Annotated in this window: 17 protein-coding genes; 14 read left to right on the forward strand and 3 right to left on the reverse strand. The window is 71.6% G+C overall.

Going from position 1 to position 15774, the window contains the following annotated elements; translation table 11 throughout:
- From AB0958_RS41315 to truA, 3 genes are all read left to right on the forward strand, one after another.
- The coding region (locus tag AB0958_RS41315) for a DNA-directed RNA polymerase subunit alpha C-terminal domain-containing protein (RefSeq protein ID WP_302832661.1) at nt 1–390 on the forward strand (390 nt) is incomplete at its 5' end.
- A 96-nt stretch (nt 391–486) separates the two neighbouring features.
- The gene (gene rplQ / locus AB0958_RS41320; protein ID WP_046730624.1) at nt 487–993 is read left to right on the forward strand and encodes a 50S ribosomal protein L17; all 507 of its coding nucleotides are present in this window, start codon (nt 487–489) and stop codon (nt 991–993) included.
- A 128-nt stretch (nt 994–1121) separates the two neighbouring features.
- Complete coding sequence (gene truA / locus AB0958_RS41325; protein WP_366895641.1) at nt 1122–1979, forward strand: tRNA pseudouridine(38-40) synthase TruA; 858 nt, start codon at nt 1122–1124, stop codon at nt 1977–1979.
- Nucleotides 1980–2028: 49 nt separating this feature from the next.
- On the opposite strand, the gene AB0958_RS41330 is transcribed toward truA, so the two are convergent.
- A complete protein-coding gene (locus AB0958_RS41330; protein ID WP_366895642.1) occupies nt 2029–2907 on the reverse strand; it encodes a hypothetical protein in 879 nt (292 codons plus the stop codon).
- A 347-nt stretch (nt 2908–3254) separates the two neighbouring features.
- On the opposite strand from AB0958_RS41330, the gene rplM reads away from it, so the two are divergent.
- The 3 genes from rplM to glmM all read left to right on the forward strand — a co-directional run bounded on the left by rplM (nt 3255) and on the right by glmM (nt 5791).
- Complete coding sequence (gene rplM, locus AB0958_RS41335; protein WP_132893072.1) at nt 3255–3698, forward strand: 50S ribosomal protein L13; 444 nt, start codon at nt 3255–3257, stop codon at nt 3696–3698.
- A 42-nt stretch (nt 3699–3740) separates the two neighbouring features.
- On the forward strand, nt 3741–4253 hold the full coding sequence (gene rpsI, locus AB0958_RS41340; protein WP_132893070.1) for a 30S ribosomal protein S9: 513 nt from the start codon (nt 3741–3743) through the stop codon (nt 4251–4253).
- A gap of 179 nt (nt 4254–4432) precedes the next feature.
- Complete coding sequence (gene glmM, locus AB0958_RS41345) at nt 4433–5791, forward strand: phosphoglucosamine mutase (protein WP_366895643.1); 1359 nt, start codon at nt 4433–4435, stop codon at nt 5789–5791.
- 160 nt (nt 5792–5951) lie between these two features.
- Here glmM and coaA read toward each other — a convergent pair whose 3' ends face one another.
- Complete coding sequence (gene coaA / locus AB0958_RS41350; RefSeq protein WP_366895645.1) at nt 5952–6920, reverse strand: type I pantothenate kinase; 969 nt, start codon at nt 6918–6920, stop codon at nt 5952–5954.
- A 66-nt stretch (nt 6921–6986) separates the two neighbouring features.
- Nucleotides 6987–7358, reverse strand: coding sequence for a hypothetical protein (locus tag AB0958_RS41355; RefSeq protein ID WP_366895646.1), 372 nt, complete (start codon nt 7356–7358; stop codon nt 6987–6989).
- Nucleotides 7359–7460: 102 nt separating this feature from the next.
- Here AB0958_RS41355 and glmS point away from each other — a divergent pair, with 102 nt between their 5' ends.
- The 8 genes from glmS (at nt 7461) to AB0958_RS41395 (ending at nt 15684) form a co-directional block, all read left to right on the forward strand.
- Nucleotides 7461–9308 carry a glutamine--fructose-6-phosphate transaminase (isomerizing) gene (gene glmS / locus AB0958_RS41360; RefSeq protein ID WP_366895647.1) on the forward strand — a complete coding sequence of 616 codons (1848 nt, stop codon included), beginning with the start codon at nt 7461–7463 and terminating at the stop codon, nt 9306–9308.
- A gap of 16 nt (nt 9309–9324) precedes the next feature.
- A complete protein-coding gene (locus AB0958_RS41365) occupies nt 9325–9696 on the forward strand; it encodes a holo-ACP synthase (RefSeq protein WP_366895648.1) in 372 nt (123 codons plus the stop codon).
- An 86-nt stretch (nt 9697–9782) separates the two neighbouring features.
- Nucleotides 9783–11219, forward strand: a complete 1437-nt coding sequence (locus AB0958_RS41370; RefSeq protein ID WP_366895649.1) for an NAD(P)H-hydrate dehydratase — start codon at nt 9783–9785, stop codon at nt 11217–11219.
- A 122-nt stretch (nt 11220–11341) separates the two neighbouring features.
- Nucleotides 11342–12235: a L,D-transpeptidase gene (locus AB0958_RS41375; RefSeq protein WP_366895650.1), complete on the forward strand. Its 894-nt coding sequence runs from the start codon at nt 11342–11344 to the stop codon at nt 12233–12235.
- A 69-nt stretch (nt 12236–12304) separates the two neighbouring features.
- Nucleotides 12305–13501 carry an alanine racemase gene (alr, locus tag AB0958_RS41380; protein WP_366895651.1) on the forward strand — a complete coding sequence of 399 codons (1197 nt, stop codon included), beginning with the start codon at nt 12305–12307 and terminating at the stop codon, nt 13499–13501.
- Between the two features lie 123 nt (nt 13502–13624).
- Nucleotides 13625–14878, forward strand: a complete 1254-nt coding sequence (locus AB0958_RS41385) for an alpha/beta hydrolase (RefSeq protein WP_366895652.1) — start codon at nt 13625–13627, stop codon at nt 14876–14878.
- A complete protein-coding gene (gene tsaE, locus AB0958_RS41390) occupies nt 14844–15356 on the forward strand; it encodes a tRNA (adenosine(37)-N6)-threonylcarbamoyltransferase complex ATPase subunit type 1 TsaE (RefSeq protein ID WP_366895653.1) in 513 nt (170 codons plus the stop codon). The genes AB0958_RS41385 and tsaE overlap by 35 nt, the downstream gene beginning before the upstream one ends.
- Nucleotides 15357–15486: 130 nt before the next feature.
- Nucleotides 15487–15684 (forward strand): hypothetical protein, encoded by a 198-nt coding sequence (locus tag AB0958_RS41395; RefSeq protein ID WP_366895654.1) that lies wholly within the window; start codon nt 15487–15489, stop codon nt 15682–15684.
- The last annotated feature ends 90 nt before the right edge of the window (nt 15685–15774 follow it).

Here is a 15774-nt window from a genome sequence, read left to right on the forward strand (position 1 = left end):
GGCAAGACCCTGGTGGAGCTGTTCGGTCTCGCCCGTGAGCTGAACATCGACGCCGAGGGCATCGACATGGGCCCGTCCCCGACGGACGCCGCCCTTGCCGCCGACCTGGCGCTGCCGATCGAGGAGCTGGAGCTCACGGTCCGCTCCTACAACTGCCTCAAGCGCGAGGGCATCCACTCCGTGGGTGAGCTCGTGGCGCGTTCGGAGGCGGACCTCCTGGACATCCGCAACTTCGGTGCGAAGTCCATCGACGAGGTCAAGGCGAAGCTGGCCGGCATGGGCCTGGCCCTGAAGGACAGCCCGCCCGGATTCGACCCCACGGCCGCCGCCGACGCCTTCGGCGCCGACGACGACGCGGACGCGGGTTTCGTGGAGACCGAACAGTACTGAGCAGTACCTGATCGGTTGATGCCGGTGAGCGTCCGCTCACCGGGTTCCTGACCCCGGTACCTGACACGGCCGGGGCAGACACACAGGAGAAGAACAATGCCGAAGCCCACCAAGGGTGCCCGTCTGGGCGGCAGCGCCGCGCACGAGAAGCTGCTCCTCGCGAACCTCGCGAAGTCGCTCTTCGAGCACGGCCGCATCACCACCACCGAGGCGAAGGCCCGCCGCCTGCGCCCGTACGCCGAGCGTCTGGTCACCAAGGCGAAGAAGGGCGACCTTCACAACCGCCGTCAGGTGCTCCAGGTCATCACGGACAAGAGCATCGTGCACACGCTCTTCACCGAGATCGGCCCCCGCTACGAGAACCGTCCGGGTGGTTACACCCGCATCACCAAGATCGGTAACCGCCGTGGCGACAACGCGCCCATGGCTGTCATCGAGCTGGTCGAGGCGCTGACGGTCGCGCAGCAGGCGACCGGCGAGGCCGAGGCCGCCACCAAGCGTGCGGTCAAGGAGGCCGAGGAGGCCAAGGTCGAGGAGACCAAGGCCGACGAGGTCGTCGAGGACGCGGCGCCCGCCGAGGGCGAGGAGTCGAAGGAGGCGTAAGGCCGTCCTTTGGCTGCTGGTCCGTCGTGGCTGGTCGCGCAGTTCCCCGCGCCCCTGAGGGGGCGCGTCAGTGGGCCCGTTCCTTTCGAGGGGCGGGCCCACTTTCCTGTGCTTGAGAGGATTCTTCCGTGAGTGACGAAGTTCAGCCCGGCCACGTGCGTATCCGTCTTGACCTGTCCTACGACGGGACCGGCTTTCACGGCTGGGCCAAGCAGGCCGGTGGGAAGCGGACCGTGCAGGGGGAGATCGAGGAGGCGCTGCGTGTCGTCACGCGGTCGCAGGAGACGACGTACGAGCTGACCGTCGCCGGGCGGACCGATGCCGGGGTGCACGCGCGCGGACAGGTGGCGCATGTCGACCTGCCGGCCGGGCTGTGGGAGGAGCAGGGCGAGAAGCTGCTGAAGCGGCTGGCCGGGCGGCTCCCGAAGGACGTCCGGGTGTGGTCGCTCACGGCGGCTCCGGAGGGCTTCAACGCCCGTTTCTCGGCCGTCTGGCGCCGCTACGCGTACCGGGTGACCGACAACCCCGGTGGCGTCGATCCGCTGCTGCGCAACCACGTGCTGTGGCACGACTGGCCGCTCGACGTGGCGGCCATGAACGAGGCGGCCGCGCGGCTGCTGGGGGAGCACGACTTCGCGGCGTACTGCAAGCGGCGGGAGGGGGCGACGACCATCAGGACCCTCCAGGAGCTGAGCCTGGAGCGGGGGGCCGACGGGATCGTCACGGCGACCGTGCGGGCCGACGCCTTCTGCCACAACATGGTGCGGTCCCTGATCGGCGCGCTGCTGTTCGTGGGGGACGGGCACCGGGGCCCGGAGTGGCCGGGCAAGGTGCTGGCCGCCGGCGTCAGGGACTCGGCCGTGCACGTCGTACGACCGCACGGCCTGACCCTCGAGGAGGTCGGCTACCCGGCGGACGAGCTCCTCGCCGCGCGCAACAAGGAGGCGCGCAACAAGCGGTCGCTGCCGACCGCCGGGTGCTGCTAGGGGCCGTCCGCCGGGTGCTGCCAGGGCAACACGCCCCGGAGCCCCGCGGTCACCGGTTCGCCGCTGCCGAGGCCTGGGCCTCGCCGCGGCGGCGAATCTGGCGGAAGGTGAACTCCGCCAGGTCGTCACCGGTGCGGAAGACCTTGGTGTCCTTGGTGGTGACGTCCTTGCCGCTGCTGAAGCCGGTGGTGGTGAAGTAGGCGTAGCGGCCGTAGGAGTTCGCCGTCGTACGGCAGACCCCGGAGTTGCAGAAGGCCTTCACCCCGGCGCCCGCGAGGGAGCTGACGAAGCCCTTCTTGTCGGCCTCGCTCTTGGCCTTGCCGGCCTGGGCCTCGGTGTTGAAGACGGCCACGCCGACCGTGACCGCGACGCCGTCCTTGCTGTAGGTGACGCGCAGCAGCCGGGTGCAGTTGTTCTTGGTGAGGACGTTGACCAGGGTGCCCTTGGCGACCGAGGCGCAGCTCTTCGTGTCGGCCGTCGCGCCCTTCTTGTAGACCGTCTCGCCCATGGTCAGCTGGGTGCCCGGGAAGAGGGTCTCGGCGCTGAGCGGCGCGGTGTCCTTCTGCACGCTGGATATGAAGGCCTGCGGGTCCAGCGGCGGGGGCGCGCTGGTCGGCGCGAAGGACGGCACCGAGTCCGCGGACTCGCTGGGCAGCGAGGCGCTCGCGGGCAGGTTGGAGGGCGTGCCGGAGGCCTTGTCGTCGCCGTTCGCGGACACGACGGCCATCGCGACGGCGGTGCCGATCGCCAGCGTGGCGACCACGCCACCGCCGATGAACAGCACTCTGCGCCGCTTGTTCCGCGTTTCCGAGGCCTCGGCCAGCGCCGCCCAGTCCGGGGTCTGGTCGTTGCCGCTGCTCCACGGTTGCTGAGACTGCGGTTTCCAGGGATCCCACTGGGACTGGGGTCCCCCCTGCCCATAACTCATGGGGCGCATCTTAGACGGGGGAAGCGGGGTACCGGTGCGACAGTACGAACGGTGATAGTGGACCTTTGGGGCACGGGGGAGCATCCCGGTGCCGGTCAGCGCCTGCGGGGGCGCGCGAGTGTCGCCGCGGGCTCGTTTTGACCCGCCCGGGGGCGTCCCGGTAGGCTGACCCCTCGTTGTGTATTGGCTCGCTCATTCTCACGGGAGCGGCCTCTACCTAGGTTCCCTGGAGCAGTTACCAGTGGGCGGCATACGGGCAGCGTCCCCGGCATTGTCGTCCCCAGCTGCACGATCGCTTCAGTGATGCCATGTGTCAGCACCCATCCACTGAAGAAGAAGGCTGCGAAGTGCGTACGTACAGCCCCAAGCCCGGCGATGTGACTCGCCAGTGGCACGTCATTGACGCTCGGGACGTCGTCCTGGGCCGTCTCGCCACCACCGCCGCGTCCCTTCTCCGCGGCAAGCACAAGCCGATCTACGCGCCCCACGTCGACACCGGTGACTTCGTCATCATCATCAACGCCGACAAGGTGCACCTGTCCGGCAACAAGCGGACCCAGAAGATGGCGTACCGCCACTCCGGCTACCCGGGTGGTCTGCGCTCCGTCCGCTACGACGAGCTGCTCGACAAGAACCCCGAGAAGGCCATCGAGAAGGCCGTCAAGGGCATGCTCCCCAAGAACACGCTGGGCCGTCAGATGCTCTCGAAGCTGAAGGTCTACAAGGGTGACGTGCACCCGCACGCTGCGCAGCAGCCGGTGCCGTTCGAGATCACCCAGGTCGCGCAGTAAGTCCGGCCACCCCCTAAGACTGAAGAGAATCTGAGGAGAATCGTGGCCGAGACCACTGCCGAGCAGCCGCTCGAAGAGCTTGACATCGACAGCTACACCACGGAGTCGGACGTCCCCGTCGAGGGCGAGTACACCTCCGAGTCCCTCGCGTCCCGCTTCGGCGACCCGCAGCCGGCCGCCGGCCTGGGCCGTCGCAAGAACGCCATCGCCCGCGTCCGGATCATCCCGGGCACCGGCAAGTGGAAGATCAACGGTCGCACCCTCGAGGACTACTTCCCGAACAAGGTGCACCAGCAGGAAGTCAACGAGCCCTTCAAGGTGCTGGAGCTCGAGGGCCGTTACGACGTCGTCGCCCGCATCGCCGGTGGCGGTGTCTCCGGTCAGGCCGGTGCGCTCCGTCTCGGTGTCGCCCGCGCGCTGAACGAGGCCGACGTCGACAACAACCGCGGCCCGCTCAAGAAGGCCGGCTTCCTCCGGCGCGACGACCGTGCGGTCGAGCGCAAGAAGGCCGGTCTCAAGAAGGCCCGCAAGGCCCCGCAGTACAGCAAGCGTTAATCCCAGTCGCCTGCACGTACTCCGAACGCCCCGGCGGCACGCCACATGTGCCGCCGGGGCGTTCGTTTATCCCAGGCAAGGGCGTATAACGACACAAGACGCTCAAAGGCTGGTGTGATCGCATGACTAAGCGCCTGCCATCATTTTCTGGCAGCAAGGACGCTTCCTCAGGAGGACAAGTGGGACGACTCTTCGGCACGGACGGCGTGCGCGGTGTCGCCAACGCGGACCTGACCGCCGAGATGGCGCTCGGTCTGTCGGTCGCGGCGGCGCACGTGCTGGCCGAGGCGGGCACGTTCGAGGGCCACCGGCCGAAGGCGGTCGTCGGACGGGACCCGCGCGCGTCCGGGGAGTTCCTGGAGGCGGCCGTGGTCGCGGGCCTCGCGAGTGCCGGCGTCGACGTCCTGAGCGTGGGCGTCCTGCCGACCCCGGCCGTGGCCTTCCTGACCGGCGCGCTCGGCGCCGACCTCGGTGTCATGCTCTCCGCCAGCCACAACGCCATGCCGGACAACGGCATCAAGTTCCTCGCCCGCGGCGGCCACAAGCTCGACGACGAGCTGGAGGACCGCATCGAGGCGGTGTACGAGTCCCACCGGCACGGCGAGCCCTGGGAGCGGCCGACCGGTGCGGGCGTCGGCCGGGTGCGATCGTACGACGAGGGTTCCGAGCAGTACGTCGGCCACCTGCTCTCCGTCCTCCCCAACCGGCTCGACGGCCTGAAGATCGTTCTCGACGAAGCGCACGGCGCGGCCGCGGGGGTCTCGCCGGAGGCGTTCCGCCGGGCCGGTGCCGAGGTCGTCACCATCGGAGCCGAGCCGGACGGTCTCAACATCAACGACGGCTGCGGCTCGACCCACCTCGGTCCGCTGAAGGCCGCGGTCGTCGAGCACGGGGCCGACTTCGGCATCGCCCACGACGGTGACGCGGACCGGTGCCTGGCCGTGGACCACACCGGCGAGGAGGTCGACGGCGACCAGATCATGGCCGTGCTCGCGCTCGCGATGCGGGAGCGGGGCGCGCTGCGCGCCGACACCGTCGTCGCCACCGTGATGTCCAACCTCGGGTTCAAGCTGGCGCTGGAGCGGGCGGGGCTGCACCTCGTGCAGACCGCGGTCGGCGACCGGTACGTCCTGGAGGAGATGAAGGAGCACGGGTACGCCCTCGGCGGCGAGCAGTCCGGGCACGTCATCATCCTCGACCACGCGACGACCGGCGACGGCACGCTGACCGGGCTGCTGCTGGCGGCACGGGTCGCGGAGACCGGGAAGTCCCTGCGGGAGCTGGCCGGGGTGATGGAGCGGCTGCCCCAGGTGCTGATCAACGTGCCGGACGTCGACCGGTCGCGCGTGGGGACCTCGGGGGACCTGGCGGCGGCCGTGGCCGAGGCGGAGCGGGAGCTGGGGGAGACGGGGCGCGTGCTGCTCCGCCCCTCGGGGACCGAGCCGCTGGTGCGGGTGATGGTGGAGGCGGCCGACATCGAGCAGGCGCGGTCGGTGGCGGGGCGGCTGGCCGACGCCGTCAAGTCTGCCCTGGGGTAGTTCGTTTTTCCTGGTTCGGGGTGCCGGGGAGCGTGGGTGGCGGGCCGCGGGTTTCGTCGTGGCTGGTCGCGCAGTTCCTCCCCCAGCCTCCGGCCGGGGGTACCCCCAGCGCCCCTGAAGGGGCGCGTTGTCGGGGGGCTTGTGCCCACAGGCCCGGGTGTCAGAGCTTGCGCAGCCTCAGGCGCTGCACCTTGTGGTCCGGGCCCTTGCGGACGACCAGGGTGGCGCGGCCGCGGGTGGGGGCGATGTTCTCCACCAGGTTCGGCCTGTTGATGGTGCGCCAGAGGCCGCGGGCGTAGTCCAGGGCCTCCTCCTCCGAGACCTGGGTGTACTTGCGGAAGTACGAGTCCGGGTTCTGGAAGGCGGTCTGCCGGAGCTTCTGGAACCGGTTGAGGTACCAGCGTTCGATGTCCTCCTCGCTCGCGTCGACGTACACGCTGAAGTCGAAGTAGTCCGCGAGACCGACCCGGGTGCGGCCGTCGCTGCCGGGCAGCGCCGGTTGCAGGACGTTCAGGCCCTCGACGATCAGGATGTCGGGGCGCCGGACGGTGAGCCTGCGGTCCGGGACGATGTCGTAGATGAGGTGGGAGTAGACGGGGGCGGTGACCTCGTCCTTGCCGGCCTTGATGTCGGCGACGAAGCGGGTCAGGGCCCGGCGGTCGTACGACTCGGGGAAGCCCTTGCGCGACATCAGGCCGCGTGCCTCCAGCTCCCTGGTCGGGAGCAGGAACCCGTCCGTCGTCACCAGCTCGACGTGCGGGTGCTCGGGCCAGCGGGAGAGCAGGGCCTGGAGGAGCCGGGCGACGGTGGACTTGCCGACGGCGACCGAACCGGCCACGCCTATCACGAAGGGCGTGCCGGACTGCGAGCCCTGTTCGCCGAGGAAGGTGTTCAGGGCGCCCCGCAGGCCGTCCGTGGCGCCGACGTACAGGTTGAGCAGCCGGGACAGCGGCAGGTAGACGTCCCGCACCTCGTCGAGGTCGATGACGTCGCCGAGCCCGCGCAGCTTCTCGACCTCCTCGGCCGTCAGCGGCAGCGGCGTCTTGTCACGCAGCGCGCTCCACTCGGCGCGGGTGAGGTCGACGTAGGGAGTCGCCTCCGGCCTGTGCCGGTGGGCGCTTCGGGGCATCGGGGAGACCGGAGAGATCACATTCCATTGTTAACGGAGTTTGAACGGGACGGCGGGTGGGGTCCGTCACGTGGGGCTGCGGTCAGGGCCGCGAGAGGCGAGGCTCTCGGCTGCCAGGTGCCCGAGGGACTTGGCGCGCGTGACGAAGATTTCGGGGTCGTCCATCCTGGCCGTGACCCGCGGTGGATAGATCTCGGCATCGACGTGGTGGGCGAACGAGTCACGCAACGCGGTGAGGACGTTCGTCTGGTCGGGCTCGGGAAGTGATCCGACGAACACATAGCCCGACGCGACGCCCGCGGTGACCGCACGCTTCGCCTGGTCGTCCGTCACGTGCCGGAGGATGAAAGCGGCCGCGTCCTCGAAGAGGGCGGACGTGGCGAACCAGTCGAGAGCCTCCTGCGACGCGCCGCAGGGCAAGGACACGAGCTTCGTCATCGCTTCGAGACTGCCATGACCGGTTCTGGTCCGCGACGTGATTTCCGATTTCGGGCACGCTGAGCCGTGTTCGGGGCGGGGGCGGCACTTAGGCTGCCGCTCATGTGCGGAATCGTGGGATACGTGGGGGCGCAGTCGGCGCTCGATGTCGTGGTGGCCGGGCTGAAGCGGCTGGAGTACCGCGGGTACGACTCCGCCGGTGTCGCCGTACTGGCGGACGGCGGACTGGCCTCGGCCAAGCGGGCCGGGAAGCTGGTCAATCTGGAGAAGGAGCTGACGGAGCGGCCGTTGCCGACCGGGGCCACCGGCATCGGGCACACCCGCTGGGCCACGCACGGCGGCCCGACGGACGCCAACGCGCATCCGCACCTCGACAACGCCGGCCGGGTCGCCGTCGTCCACAACGGGATCATCGAGAACTTCGCCGCACTGCGCGCCGAGTTGGCGGAGCGCGGGCACGACCTGGCGTCCGAGACGGACACCGAGGTCGTGGCGCACCTGCTCGCCGAGGAGTTCTCCGGCACCGCCGATCTCGCGGAGGCGATGCGGCTGGTGTGCCGCCGTCTGGAGGGCGCGTTCACCCTGGTCGCGGTGCACGCCGACGAGCCGGACGTGGTCGTGGGCGCCCGCCGGAACTCGCCCCTGGTGGTGGGCGTCGGGGAGGGCGAGGCGTTCCTCGCCTCGGACGTCGCCGCGTTCATCGCCCACACGCGGTCGGCGATCGAGCTGGGCCAGGACCAGGTGGTGGAGCTGCGCCGGGACGGCGTGACGGTGACGGGCTTCGACGGCGCCCCGGCGGACGTCCGTTCGTACCACGTCGACTGGGACGCGTCGGCGGCGGAGAAGGGGGGCTACGACTACTTCATGCTGAAGGAGATCGCCGAGCAGCCCAAGGCGGTCGCCGACACCCTCCTGGGCCGCATCGACACGAACGGCTCGCTGACCCTCGACGAGGTCCGGATCGGCGCGGCGGAGCTGCGCGAGGTCGACAAGGTCGTCATCGTCGCCTGCGGCACCGCCTTCCACGCCGGGCTGATCGCCAAGTACGCCATCGAGCACTGGACCCGCATCCCGTGCGAGGTGGAGCTGGCCAGCGAGTTCCGCTACCGGGACCCGATCCTCGACTCGCGTTCGCTGGTCATCGCCATCTCGCAGTCCGGCGAGACCATGGACACCCTGATGGCGCTGCGGCACGCGCGGGAACAGGGCTCGAGGGTGCTCGCCATCTGCAACACCAACGGCTCGACGATCCCCCGTGAGTCGGACGCGGTGCTGTACACCCACGCCGGCCCGGAGGTCGCGGTCGCCTCGACCAAGGCGTTCCTCACCCAGTTGGTCGCCTGCTACCTGGTCGCCCTCTACCTCGGCCAGGTGCGGGGCACCAAGTGGGGCGACGAGATCGGCGCGGTGATCCGGGACCTCTCGCAGATCTCCGGCGAGGTCGAACGGGTCCTGGAGACCATGGAGCCGGTACGGGCGCTGGCGCGGTCGCTGGCGGACAAGAAGACGGTGCTGTTCCTCGGCCGGCACGTCGGCTACCCGGTCGCCCTGGAAGGCGCCCTGAAGCTCAAGGAACTGGCGTACATGCACGCCGAGGGCTTTGCGGCGGGCGAGTTGAAGCACGGGCCGATCGCGCTGATCGAGGAGGACCTCCCGGTGGTCGTGGTCGTGCCCTCGCCGCGTGGCCGTTCGGTGCTGCACGACAAGATCGTGTCCAACATCCAGGAGATCAGGGCGCGCGGTGCGCGGACCATCGTGATCGCGGAGGAGGGCGACGAGGCGGTCGTGCCGTACGCCGACCACCTGATCAGCATCCCGGCCACCCCGACCCTCCTCCAGCCGCTGGTGGCCACGGTCCCGCTCCAGGTCTTCGCCTGCGAACTGGCCACCGCCCGCGGCAACGAGGTGGACCAGCCGCGCAATCTGGCGAAGTCCGTGACCGTGGAGTGACCGTAGGCTGCCCGTCATGAGCATCATCGGGGTCGGGATCGACGTCGCCGAGATCGACCGGTTCCGGGAGTCGCTGGAGCGTACTCCCGGGCTGGCCGGGCGGTTGTTCGTGGAGCGGGAGTTGTATCTGCCGAGCGGGGAGCGGCGCGGCGCCGCCTCGCTCGCGGCGCGGTTCGCGGCGAAGGAGGCCCTGGCCAAGGCGCTGGGCGCGCCGCCGGGGCTGCTCTGGACGGACGCGGAGGTCGTCGTCGAGGACAGCGGGCGGCCACGGCTGCGGGTACGGGGCAGCGTGGCCGCCTGCGCGGCGGAACTCGGCGTCCGCTCGTGGCATGTGTCGCTCAGTCACGACGCCGGGGTGGCCTCGGCGGTGGTGATCGCCGAGGGCTGACCCGGCCCCGGTGGTGTCCCGGGGGGTGACTTTCTGAGCAGCGGCGGCGGATGCGTGGTCCGGGGGTTACGGGAGAGACTCGGGGCATGCGCACTGCTTACAGCGTGGAGACGGTACGGGCGGCCGAGCGGGAGTTGATGGCGCGGCTGCCGGAAGGGGCGCTGATGCAGCGGGCCGCCGCCGGGCTGGCCGCCGCTTGCGCCGAGTTGCTCGGACGGGTGTACGGCAGCCGGGTGGTGCTGCTGGTCGGCAGCGGGGACAACGGTGGGGACGCGCTGTACGCGGGGGCGCGGCTGGCCCGCAGAGGCGCGGGCGTCACGGCCGTGCTGCTCACCCCGGAGCGCGCGCACGCGGCCGGGCTGGCGGCGCTGCGCCGGGCCGGCGGCAGGGTGGTGGACCCCGGACGTGCCGACGCGGCGATCCTGCGGGCCGATCTCGTCGTCGACGGGATCGTGGGGATCGGCGGGAAGGGCGGGCTGCGGCCGGACGCGGCCGCGCTGGTGGCCGTGGTGGAGCGGTCGCGGGCCGCCGTGGTCGCCGTGGACCTGCCGAGCGGGGTCGAGGCGGACAGCGGCGAGGTGCGCGGGGCGGCCGTACGGGCCGACCTCACCGTCACCTTCGGGACGCACAAGCCGGGGCTGCTGGTCGATCCCGCGCGGGCTTACGCCGGTTCGGTACGGCTGGTCGACATCGGGCTCGAACTGCCCGAGGAGGCCGAGCTGGAGGCGTTGCAGGACGTCGACGTGGCGCGGCTGCTGCCGGCGCCGTCGGCGGAGAGCGACAAGTACCGGCGGGGCGTGGTCGGCATCGCCGCCGGGTCGGCGCGCTACCCGGGCGCGGCCGTGCTCGCCGTCGCGGGGGCGCTGCGGGGCGGCGCCGGGGCCGTACGGTACGCCGGGCCCGCCAAGGACGAGGTGCTGGCGCGCTTTCCCGAGACGCTGGTGTCGGACGGGGGGCCGCGCAAGGCCGGGCGGGTGCAGGCGTGGGTGGTCGGGCCGGGCGCCGGTGACGACGCCCGGGTGGTCGGCGAGGTCCTGGAGGAGGACGTGCCGGTGCTGCTCGACGCGGACGGGCTGCGGCTCGCCGACCGGGACGCGGTGCGCGGTCGTACGGCACCCACGCTGATGACGCCGCACGCCGGGGAGGCGGCCGCTCTGCTGGGGGTACGGCGGGAGGAGGTCGAGGCCGGCCGGCTCGCGGCGGTGCGGGAGCTGGCGGCGGCGTACCGGGCGACGGTGCTGCTGAAGGGGTCGACGACGTTGGTGGCGGCGGCCGGGGGAGGAGCGGTCCGGGTCAACGCGACGGGGACGCCGTGGCTGGCCACCGCCGGGAGCGGGGATGTGCTGTCGGGGCTCGGGGGGTCGTTGCTCGCGGCGGGGTTGGACGGGCGGGACGCGGGGAGCGTTGCGGCGTATCTGCACGGGCTCGCGGGGAGGTTCGCCGCGCGGGGGGCGCCGGTGGTCGCCCATGAGGTCGCCGCGGAGTTGCCGTCGGCGTGGCGGGGTGTTTTCCCGACGGGGTGAGGGGCCGCTGAAGGGGGCGCTGCGGCCGAGGGCGTCTGCATCCCTCGGGTGACCTCGCCGCGCGGCTTCCCGGAATCATCAGGGAGGCGGGGTTGTCTGATCGCATGATTAGTGGACGAATCATGCGTAAACGGCGGGGGAGTGCCGGAGTTCTGGTCGTCGCCCTGGCCGTGCTCTGTCTCGGTGCCGGGAGCGCCGCCGCCGGCACCGCTGCGCCCAAGCCGCCGGTGGTCGTTCCCGAGTCGGAGCTGGTGCCGGGGGTGGCGCCCGGTCCCGGCCGGCCCTGGACACTCGACACCCCCGACCAGGTGCTGCCTCCCAAGGTGTACACGCCCGGTGCCCAGGAGGACGCCGTCGAGCCGAAGGCGGCGGCGCCGGGGACGTACGACCTCGTCGAGTACGTGCCGCTCAGCGACGCCGTCTCCAAGGTGAGCTGCTCCAAGCTCACCGGGCCGTACCAGAAGCAGATCGAGCAGTGGCTGGGGCTGAAGACGGACGGCAGGCAGTCCGCGGCCGACTGCAAGGCCATCCAGAAGTTCCAGAAGCGGTACGGGATCAAGCCGGCGATCGGGTTCGCGGGGCCGGTGACCTGGTACCAGATGATGCTGCTGTCGGCGAGGAAGAACCCGAACGCCGCGAAGAACTGCCCCGTGCGGTCGTACCGGGTCGCCTGCGTCGATCTCAACCGGCAGGTCACCTGGGTGCAGCAGGGCAGCAAGGTGATCTACGGGCCGGTGCAGATGCGCAGCGGACGCAAGGGCTACGCGACCAGGGCCGGCTGGCACACCGTGTACTGGCGGCACAAGAACCACTGGTCGACCCTGTACAACTCGCCGATGCCGTATGCCCAGTTCTTCGACGGCGGGCAGGCCTTCCACGCCGTGTACGGCTCCATCTACACCACCGTCGGCTCCTGGGGCTGCGTGAACCTGAAGCTCGGCGACGCCAAGAAGCTGTGGGGCGTGCTGAAAAAGGGGGACAAGGTGTACGTGTGGGGGCACCGCACGGGTACCTGAGGTATCCGAACCTCGTACCGGGGCCTGCGCCGGAGGGCCCGCCGGGGCCTCTGAGACACTGGGGGCGCGATGAGTGACACACCGACTGCGCCGACCGCGCCCCTGCGCGCCCGCGCCGAGATCGACCTGGCCGCCCTGCGGGCCAACGTGCGGACCCTGCGCGCCCTCGCGCCGGGCGCCGCCCTGATGGCCGTGGTGAAGTCCGACGCGTACGGCCACGGCGCGGTCCGCTGTGCCCGCGCCGCCGTCGCGGCGGGCGCGGCCTGGCTGGGTACGGCCACTCCCGAGGAGGCCCTGGCGCTGCGCGCGGACGCCGGGCTGTCGGCGGACGTGCGGATCATGTGCTGGCTGTGGACCCCGGGCGGCCCCTGGCGGGAGGCCGTCGAGGCGGACCTGGACGTGTCGGTGAGCGGCCTGTGGGCGCTGCGCGAGGTCGTCGAGGCGGCGCGGTCGGCCGGCCGCCCCGCGCGCGTGCAGCTCAAGGCGGACACCGGGCTCGGGCGCAACGGCTGCCAGCCCGCCGACTGGCCCGAGCTGGTCGGCGAGGCGCTGCGGGCCGAGGCGGCGGGCCTGGTCCGGATCACGGGACTCTGGTCGCACTTCGCCTGCGCCGACGAGCCCGGCCATCCCGCCACCGCCGCCCAGCTCACCCTCTTCCGCGAACTGCTCGCGTACGCCGAGGAGCAGGGCGTGCGCCCCGAGGTGCGGCACATCGCCAACTCGCCGGCCACCCTCACCCTCCCCGAGTCGCACTTCGACCTCGTCCGCACCGGCATCGCGCTCTACGGCCTGTCGCCCAGCCCCGAACTGGGCAGCGCGGCCGACTTCGGCCTGCGCCCGGTGATGACCCTGGCCGCCTCCCTCGCCCTGGTGAAGCACGTCCCGGGCGGACACGGCGTCAGCTACGGACACCATTACGTCACGCCCGGCGAGACCACCCTCGGGCTGGTCCCCGTCGGGTACGCGGACGGCGTCCCGCGGCACGCCTCCGGCAGTGGACCCGTGCTGGTCGGCGGCAAGTGGCGGACGGTCGCCGGACGCGTCGCCATGGACCAGTTCGTCGTCGACCTCGGCGGCGACGAGCCCGAAACCGGGTCCGAGGCCGTGCTGTTCGGGCCGGGCGACCGCGGCGAGCCCACCGCCGAGGACTGGGCCCAGGCCGCCGGCACCATCGCCTACGAAATCGTCACCCGCATCGGAACCCGGGTTCCTCGCGTCTATGTGAACGAGGAACCGAATGGGCAGGAACCAAGGGACGGCGCCTGACCTCCTCCTGGGTTCGGCGGCGCCACAACCCGGTTACACCTGTAGCAGCAGCATGAGGCACGTCGTCGGCGTCACCCGAACCGCCGAACCGGCGAACTCCAGTACGGCGAAGAGGAGCGGTACGTGAGCGAGAGCAGTGCGGAGGCCGTAGCGGACGCCGCGGCGGCCGTCGTCTCCGCCACGGGGGTGGACGCCAGCTGGCGCAAGGTGACCGGTATCGCCGGGGCCGCCATAGGCGTACTCGCCGCCGGGGCGGCGGCCGGGGTCGCCCTGGAGCGGATGACGGTGGGCCGCGCAATGCGCCGCAAGGCCCGGCTCGCCCTGGACTCCGCGGGACCCTACGGCACCCTGCGCGGCACCCCGGGCAAGGCGTCCGCCGACGACGGCACCGAGCTGTACTACGAGGTCGACGAGACCGAACCCGACACCGGCACCGCCGTCTCCCCGCGCCGCCGCCGGCTCTTCGGCCGCAAGGCGCCCGCACCCGTCACCGTCGTCTTCAGCCACGGCTACTGCCTCAACCAGGACTCCTGGCACTTCCAGCGCGCGGCGCTGCGCGGCGTCGTGCGCACCGTGCACTGGGACCAGCGCAGCCACGGCCGCTCCGGCCGGGGCGTCGCCCAGCACGAGGAGGGCGCGGCGGTCACCATCGACCAGCTGGGCCGGGACCTCAAGGCCGTCCTCGACGCGGCCGTCCCCGAGGGGCCGATCGTGCTGGTCGGTCACTCCATGGGCGGCATGACCGTGATGGCGCTGGCCGCGCAGTACCCGGAGCTGATCCGGGAGCGCGTCGTCGCCACCGCCTTCGTCGGCACCTCCTCCGGGCGGCTCGGCGAGGTCAACTTCGGGCTGCCGGTCGCCGGCGTCAACGCGGTGCGCCGGGTGCTGCCCGGCGTGCTGAAGGCGCTGGGCACCCAGGCCGCGCTGGTGGAGAAGGGACGGCAGATCACCGCCGACCTGTTCGCCGGGATCATCAAGCGGTACTCGTTCGCGGGCCGGGACATCGACCCGGCCGTCGAGCGGTTCGCCGAACGGATGATCGAGTCCACCCCGATCGACGTGGTCGCCGAGTTCTACCCGGCCTTCACCGACCACGACAAGACCGCCGCGCTCGCCCACTTCCAGAAACTGCCGGTGCTGGTGCTGGCCGGGGTGCAGGACCTGGTCACGCCCAGCGAGCACAGCGAGGTCATCGCCGACCTGCTGCCCGACGCCGAACTGGTGCTGGTCCCGGACGCCGGCCACCTGGTCATGCTGGAGCACCCGGAAGTGGTCACCGACCGCCTCGCCGACCTCCTGACCCGCGCGGGCGCGGTGCCGGCAGGGGCTACGGTAAGTGGCTATGGAAGCACCAGCAGCACGGCACGACCGGGCTGAGACCGAGCTGATCATCACCTCCCCCGAGCAGATGCGGGAGCTGGGCCGCCGACTGGCCAAGCTGCTGCGCGCCGGTGACCTCGTGATGCTCAGCGGGGAGCTCGGCGCCGGCAAGACGACGCTGACGCGCGGCCTGGGCGAGGGGCTCGAGGTGCGCGGCGCCGTCACCTCGCCGACGTTCGTCATCGCCCGCGTCCACCCTTCCCTCGGCGACGGGCCGCCGCTCGTCCACGTCGACGCGTACCGCCTCGGCGGCGGGCTCGACGAGATGGAGGACCTCGACCTCGACGTCTCGCTGCCCGAGTCCGTGATCGTCGTGGAGTGGGGCGAGGGCAAGGTCGAGGAGCTGACCGAGGACCGGCTCGTCGTGGGCATCCACCGGGCCGTCGGCGACACCACGGACGAGGTGCGGCACGTCACCCTGACGGGTCTCGGGGAGCGGTGGGCCGCGGTGGAGCTGGGCGCGCTGTCCGCCTGAGGACCGTGTGAACGTTCCGACAAGGCGTCGGGAAAATGTTGCGCCGGGCACATCGGGCGTGGTCACATGGTATCCAGTCCGTGGTTAGGTCTACCTAACCGCGTCCGCCCCCGTACGTCAGGAGGCGCCAGTGTCCGTGTCCCAGTCCGAGGAGCGGCGACCGGTCACGGCCGCCGGCGTCTCCATGCGCGAGCTGCTGGCGTCCTGTGCGGCCGCCGACGCGGTGTCCAGACCGCCGGGACGGCCGGAGCCGGCGTCCGGGCCGGTGCCGCAGCCACTGGCGCCGCCGGCCTCACAACCGGCCCAGCGGGCCCGTCAGGCGGCCTAGGGCCCTTCTGATGGATCTCCGCGGCGTCGCGACGCCCGGCACGCACGCTCGACGCACGGGGTGGCGGGCCAGGTGGCTCCGCCACATGGC

The sequence above is a fragment of the Streptomyces sp. NPDC006655 genome (genome assembly GCF_040703965.1).
In the GTDB taxonomy this organism is placed as follows: Bacteria; Actinomycetota; Actinomycetes; order Streptomycetales; family Streptomycetaceae; genus Streptomyces.

Bases quoted from the DNA above. Each gene is read 5' to 3' on its own strand.
- rplQ (WP_046730624.1), top strand. From the start codon at position 487: ATGCCGAAGCCCACCAAGGGTGCCCGTCTGGGCGGCAGCGCCGCGCAC.
- AB0958_RS41330 (WP_366895642.1), bottom strand. From the start codon at position 2,907: ATGAGTTATGGGCAGGGGGGACCCCAGTCCCAGTGGGATCCCTGGAAA.
- coaA (WP_366895645.1), bottom strand. From the start codon at position 6,920: ATGCCCCGAAGCGCCCACCGGCACAGGCCGGAGGCGACTCCCTACGTC.
- AB0958_RS41355 (WP_366895646.1), bottom strand. From the start codon at position 7,358: ATGACGAAGCTCGTGTCCTTGCCCTGCGGCGCGTCGCAGGAGGCTCTC.
- glmS (WP_366895647.1), top strand. From the start codon at position 7,461: ATGTGCGGAATCGTGGGATACGTGGGGGCGCAGTCGGCGCTCGATGTC.
- AB0958_RS41365 (WP_366895648.1), top strand. From the start codon at position 9,325: ATGAGCATCATCGGGGTCGGGATCGACGTCGCCGAGATCGACCGGTTC.
- AB0958_RS41370 (WP_366895649.1), top strand. From the start codon at position 9,783: ATGCGCACTGCTTACAGCGTGGAGACGGTACGGGCGGCCGAGCGGGAG.
- AB0958_RS41375 (WP_366895650.1), top strand. From the start codon at position 11,342: ATGCGTAAACGGCGGGGGAGTGCCGGAGTTCTGGTCGTCGCCCTGGCC.
- alr (WP_366895651.1), top strand. From the start codon at position 12,305: ATGAGTGACACACCGACTGCGCCGACCGCGCCCCTGCGCGCCCGCGCC.
- tsaE (WP_366895653.1), top strand. From the start codon at position 14,844: ATGGAAGCACCAGCAGCACGGCACGACCGGGCTGAGACCGAGCTGATC.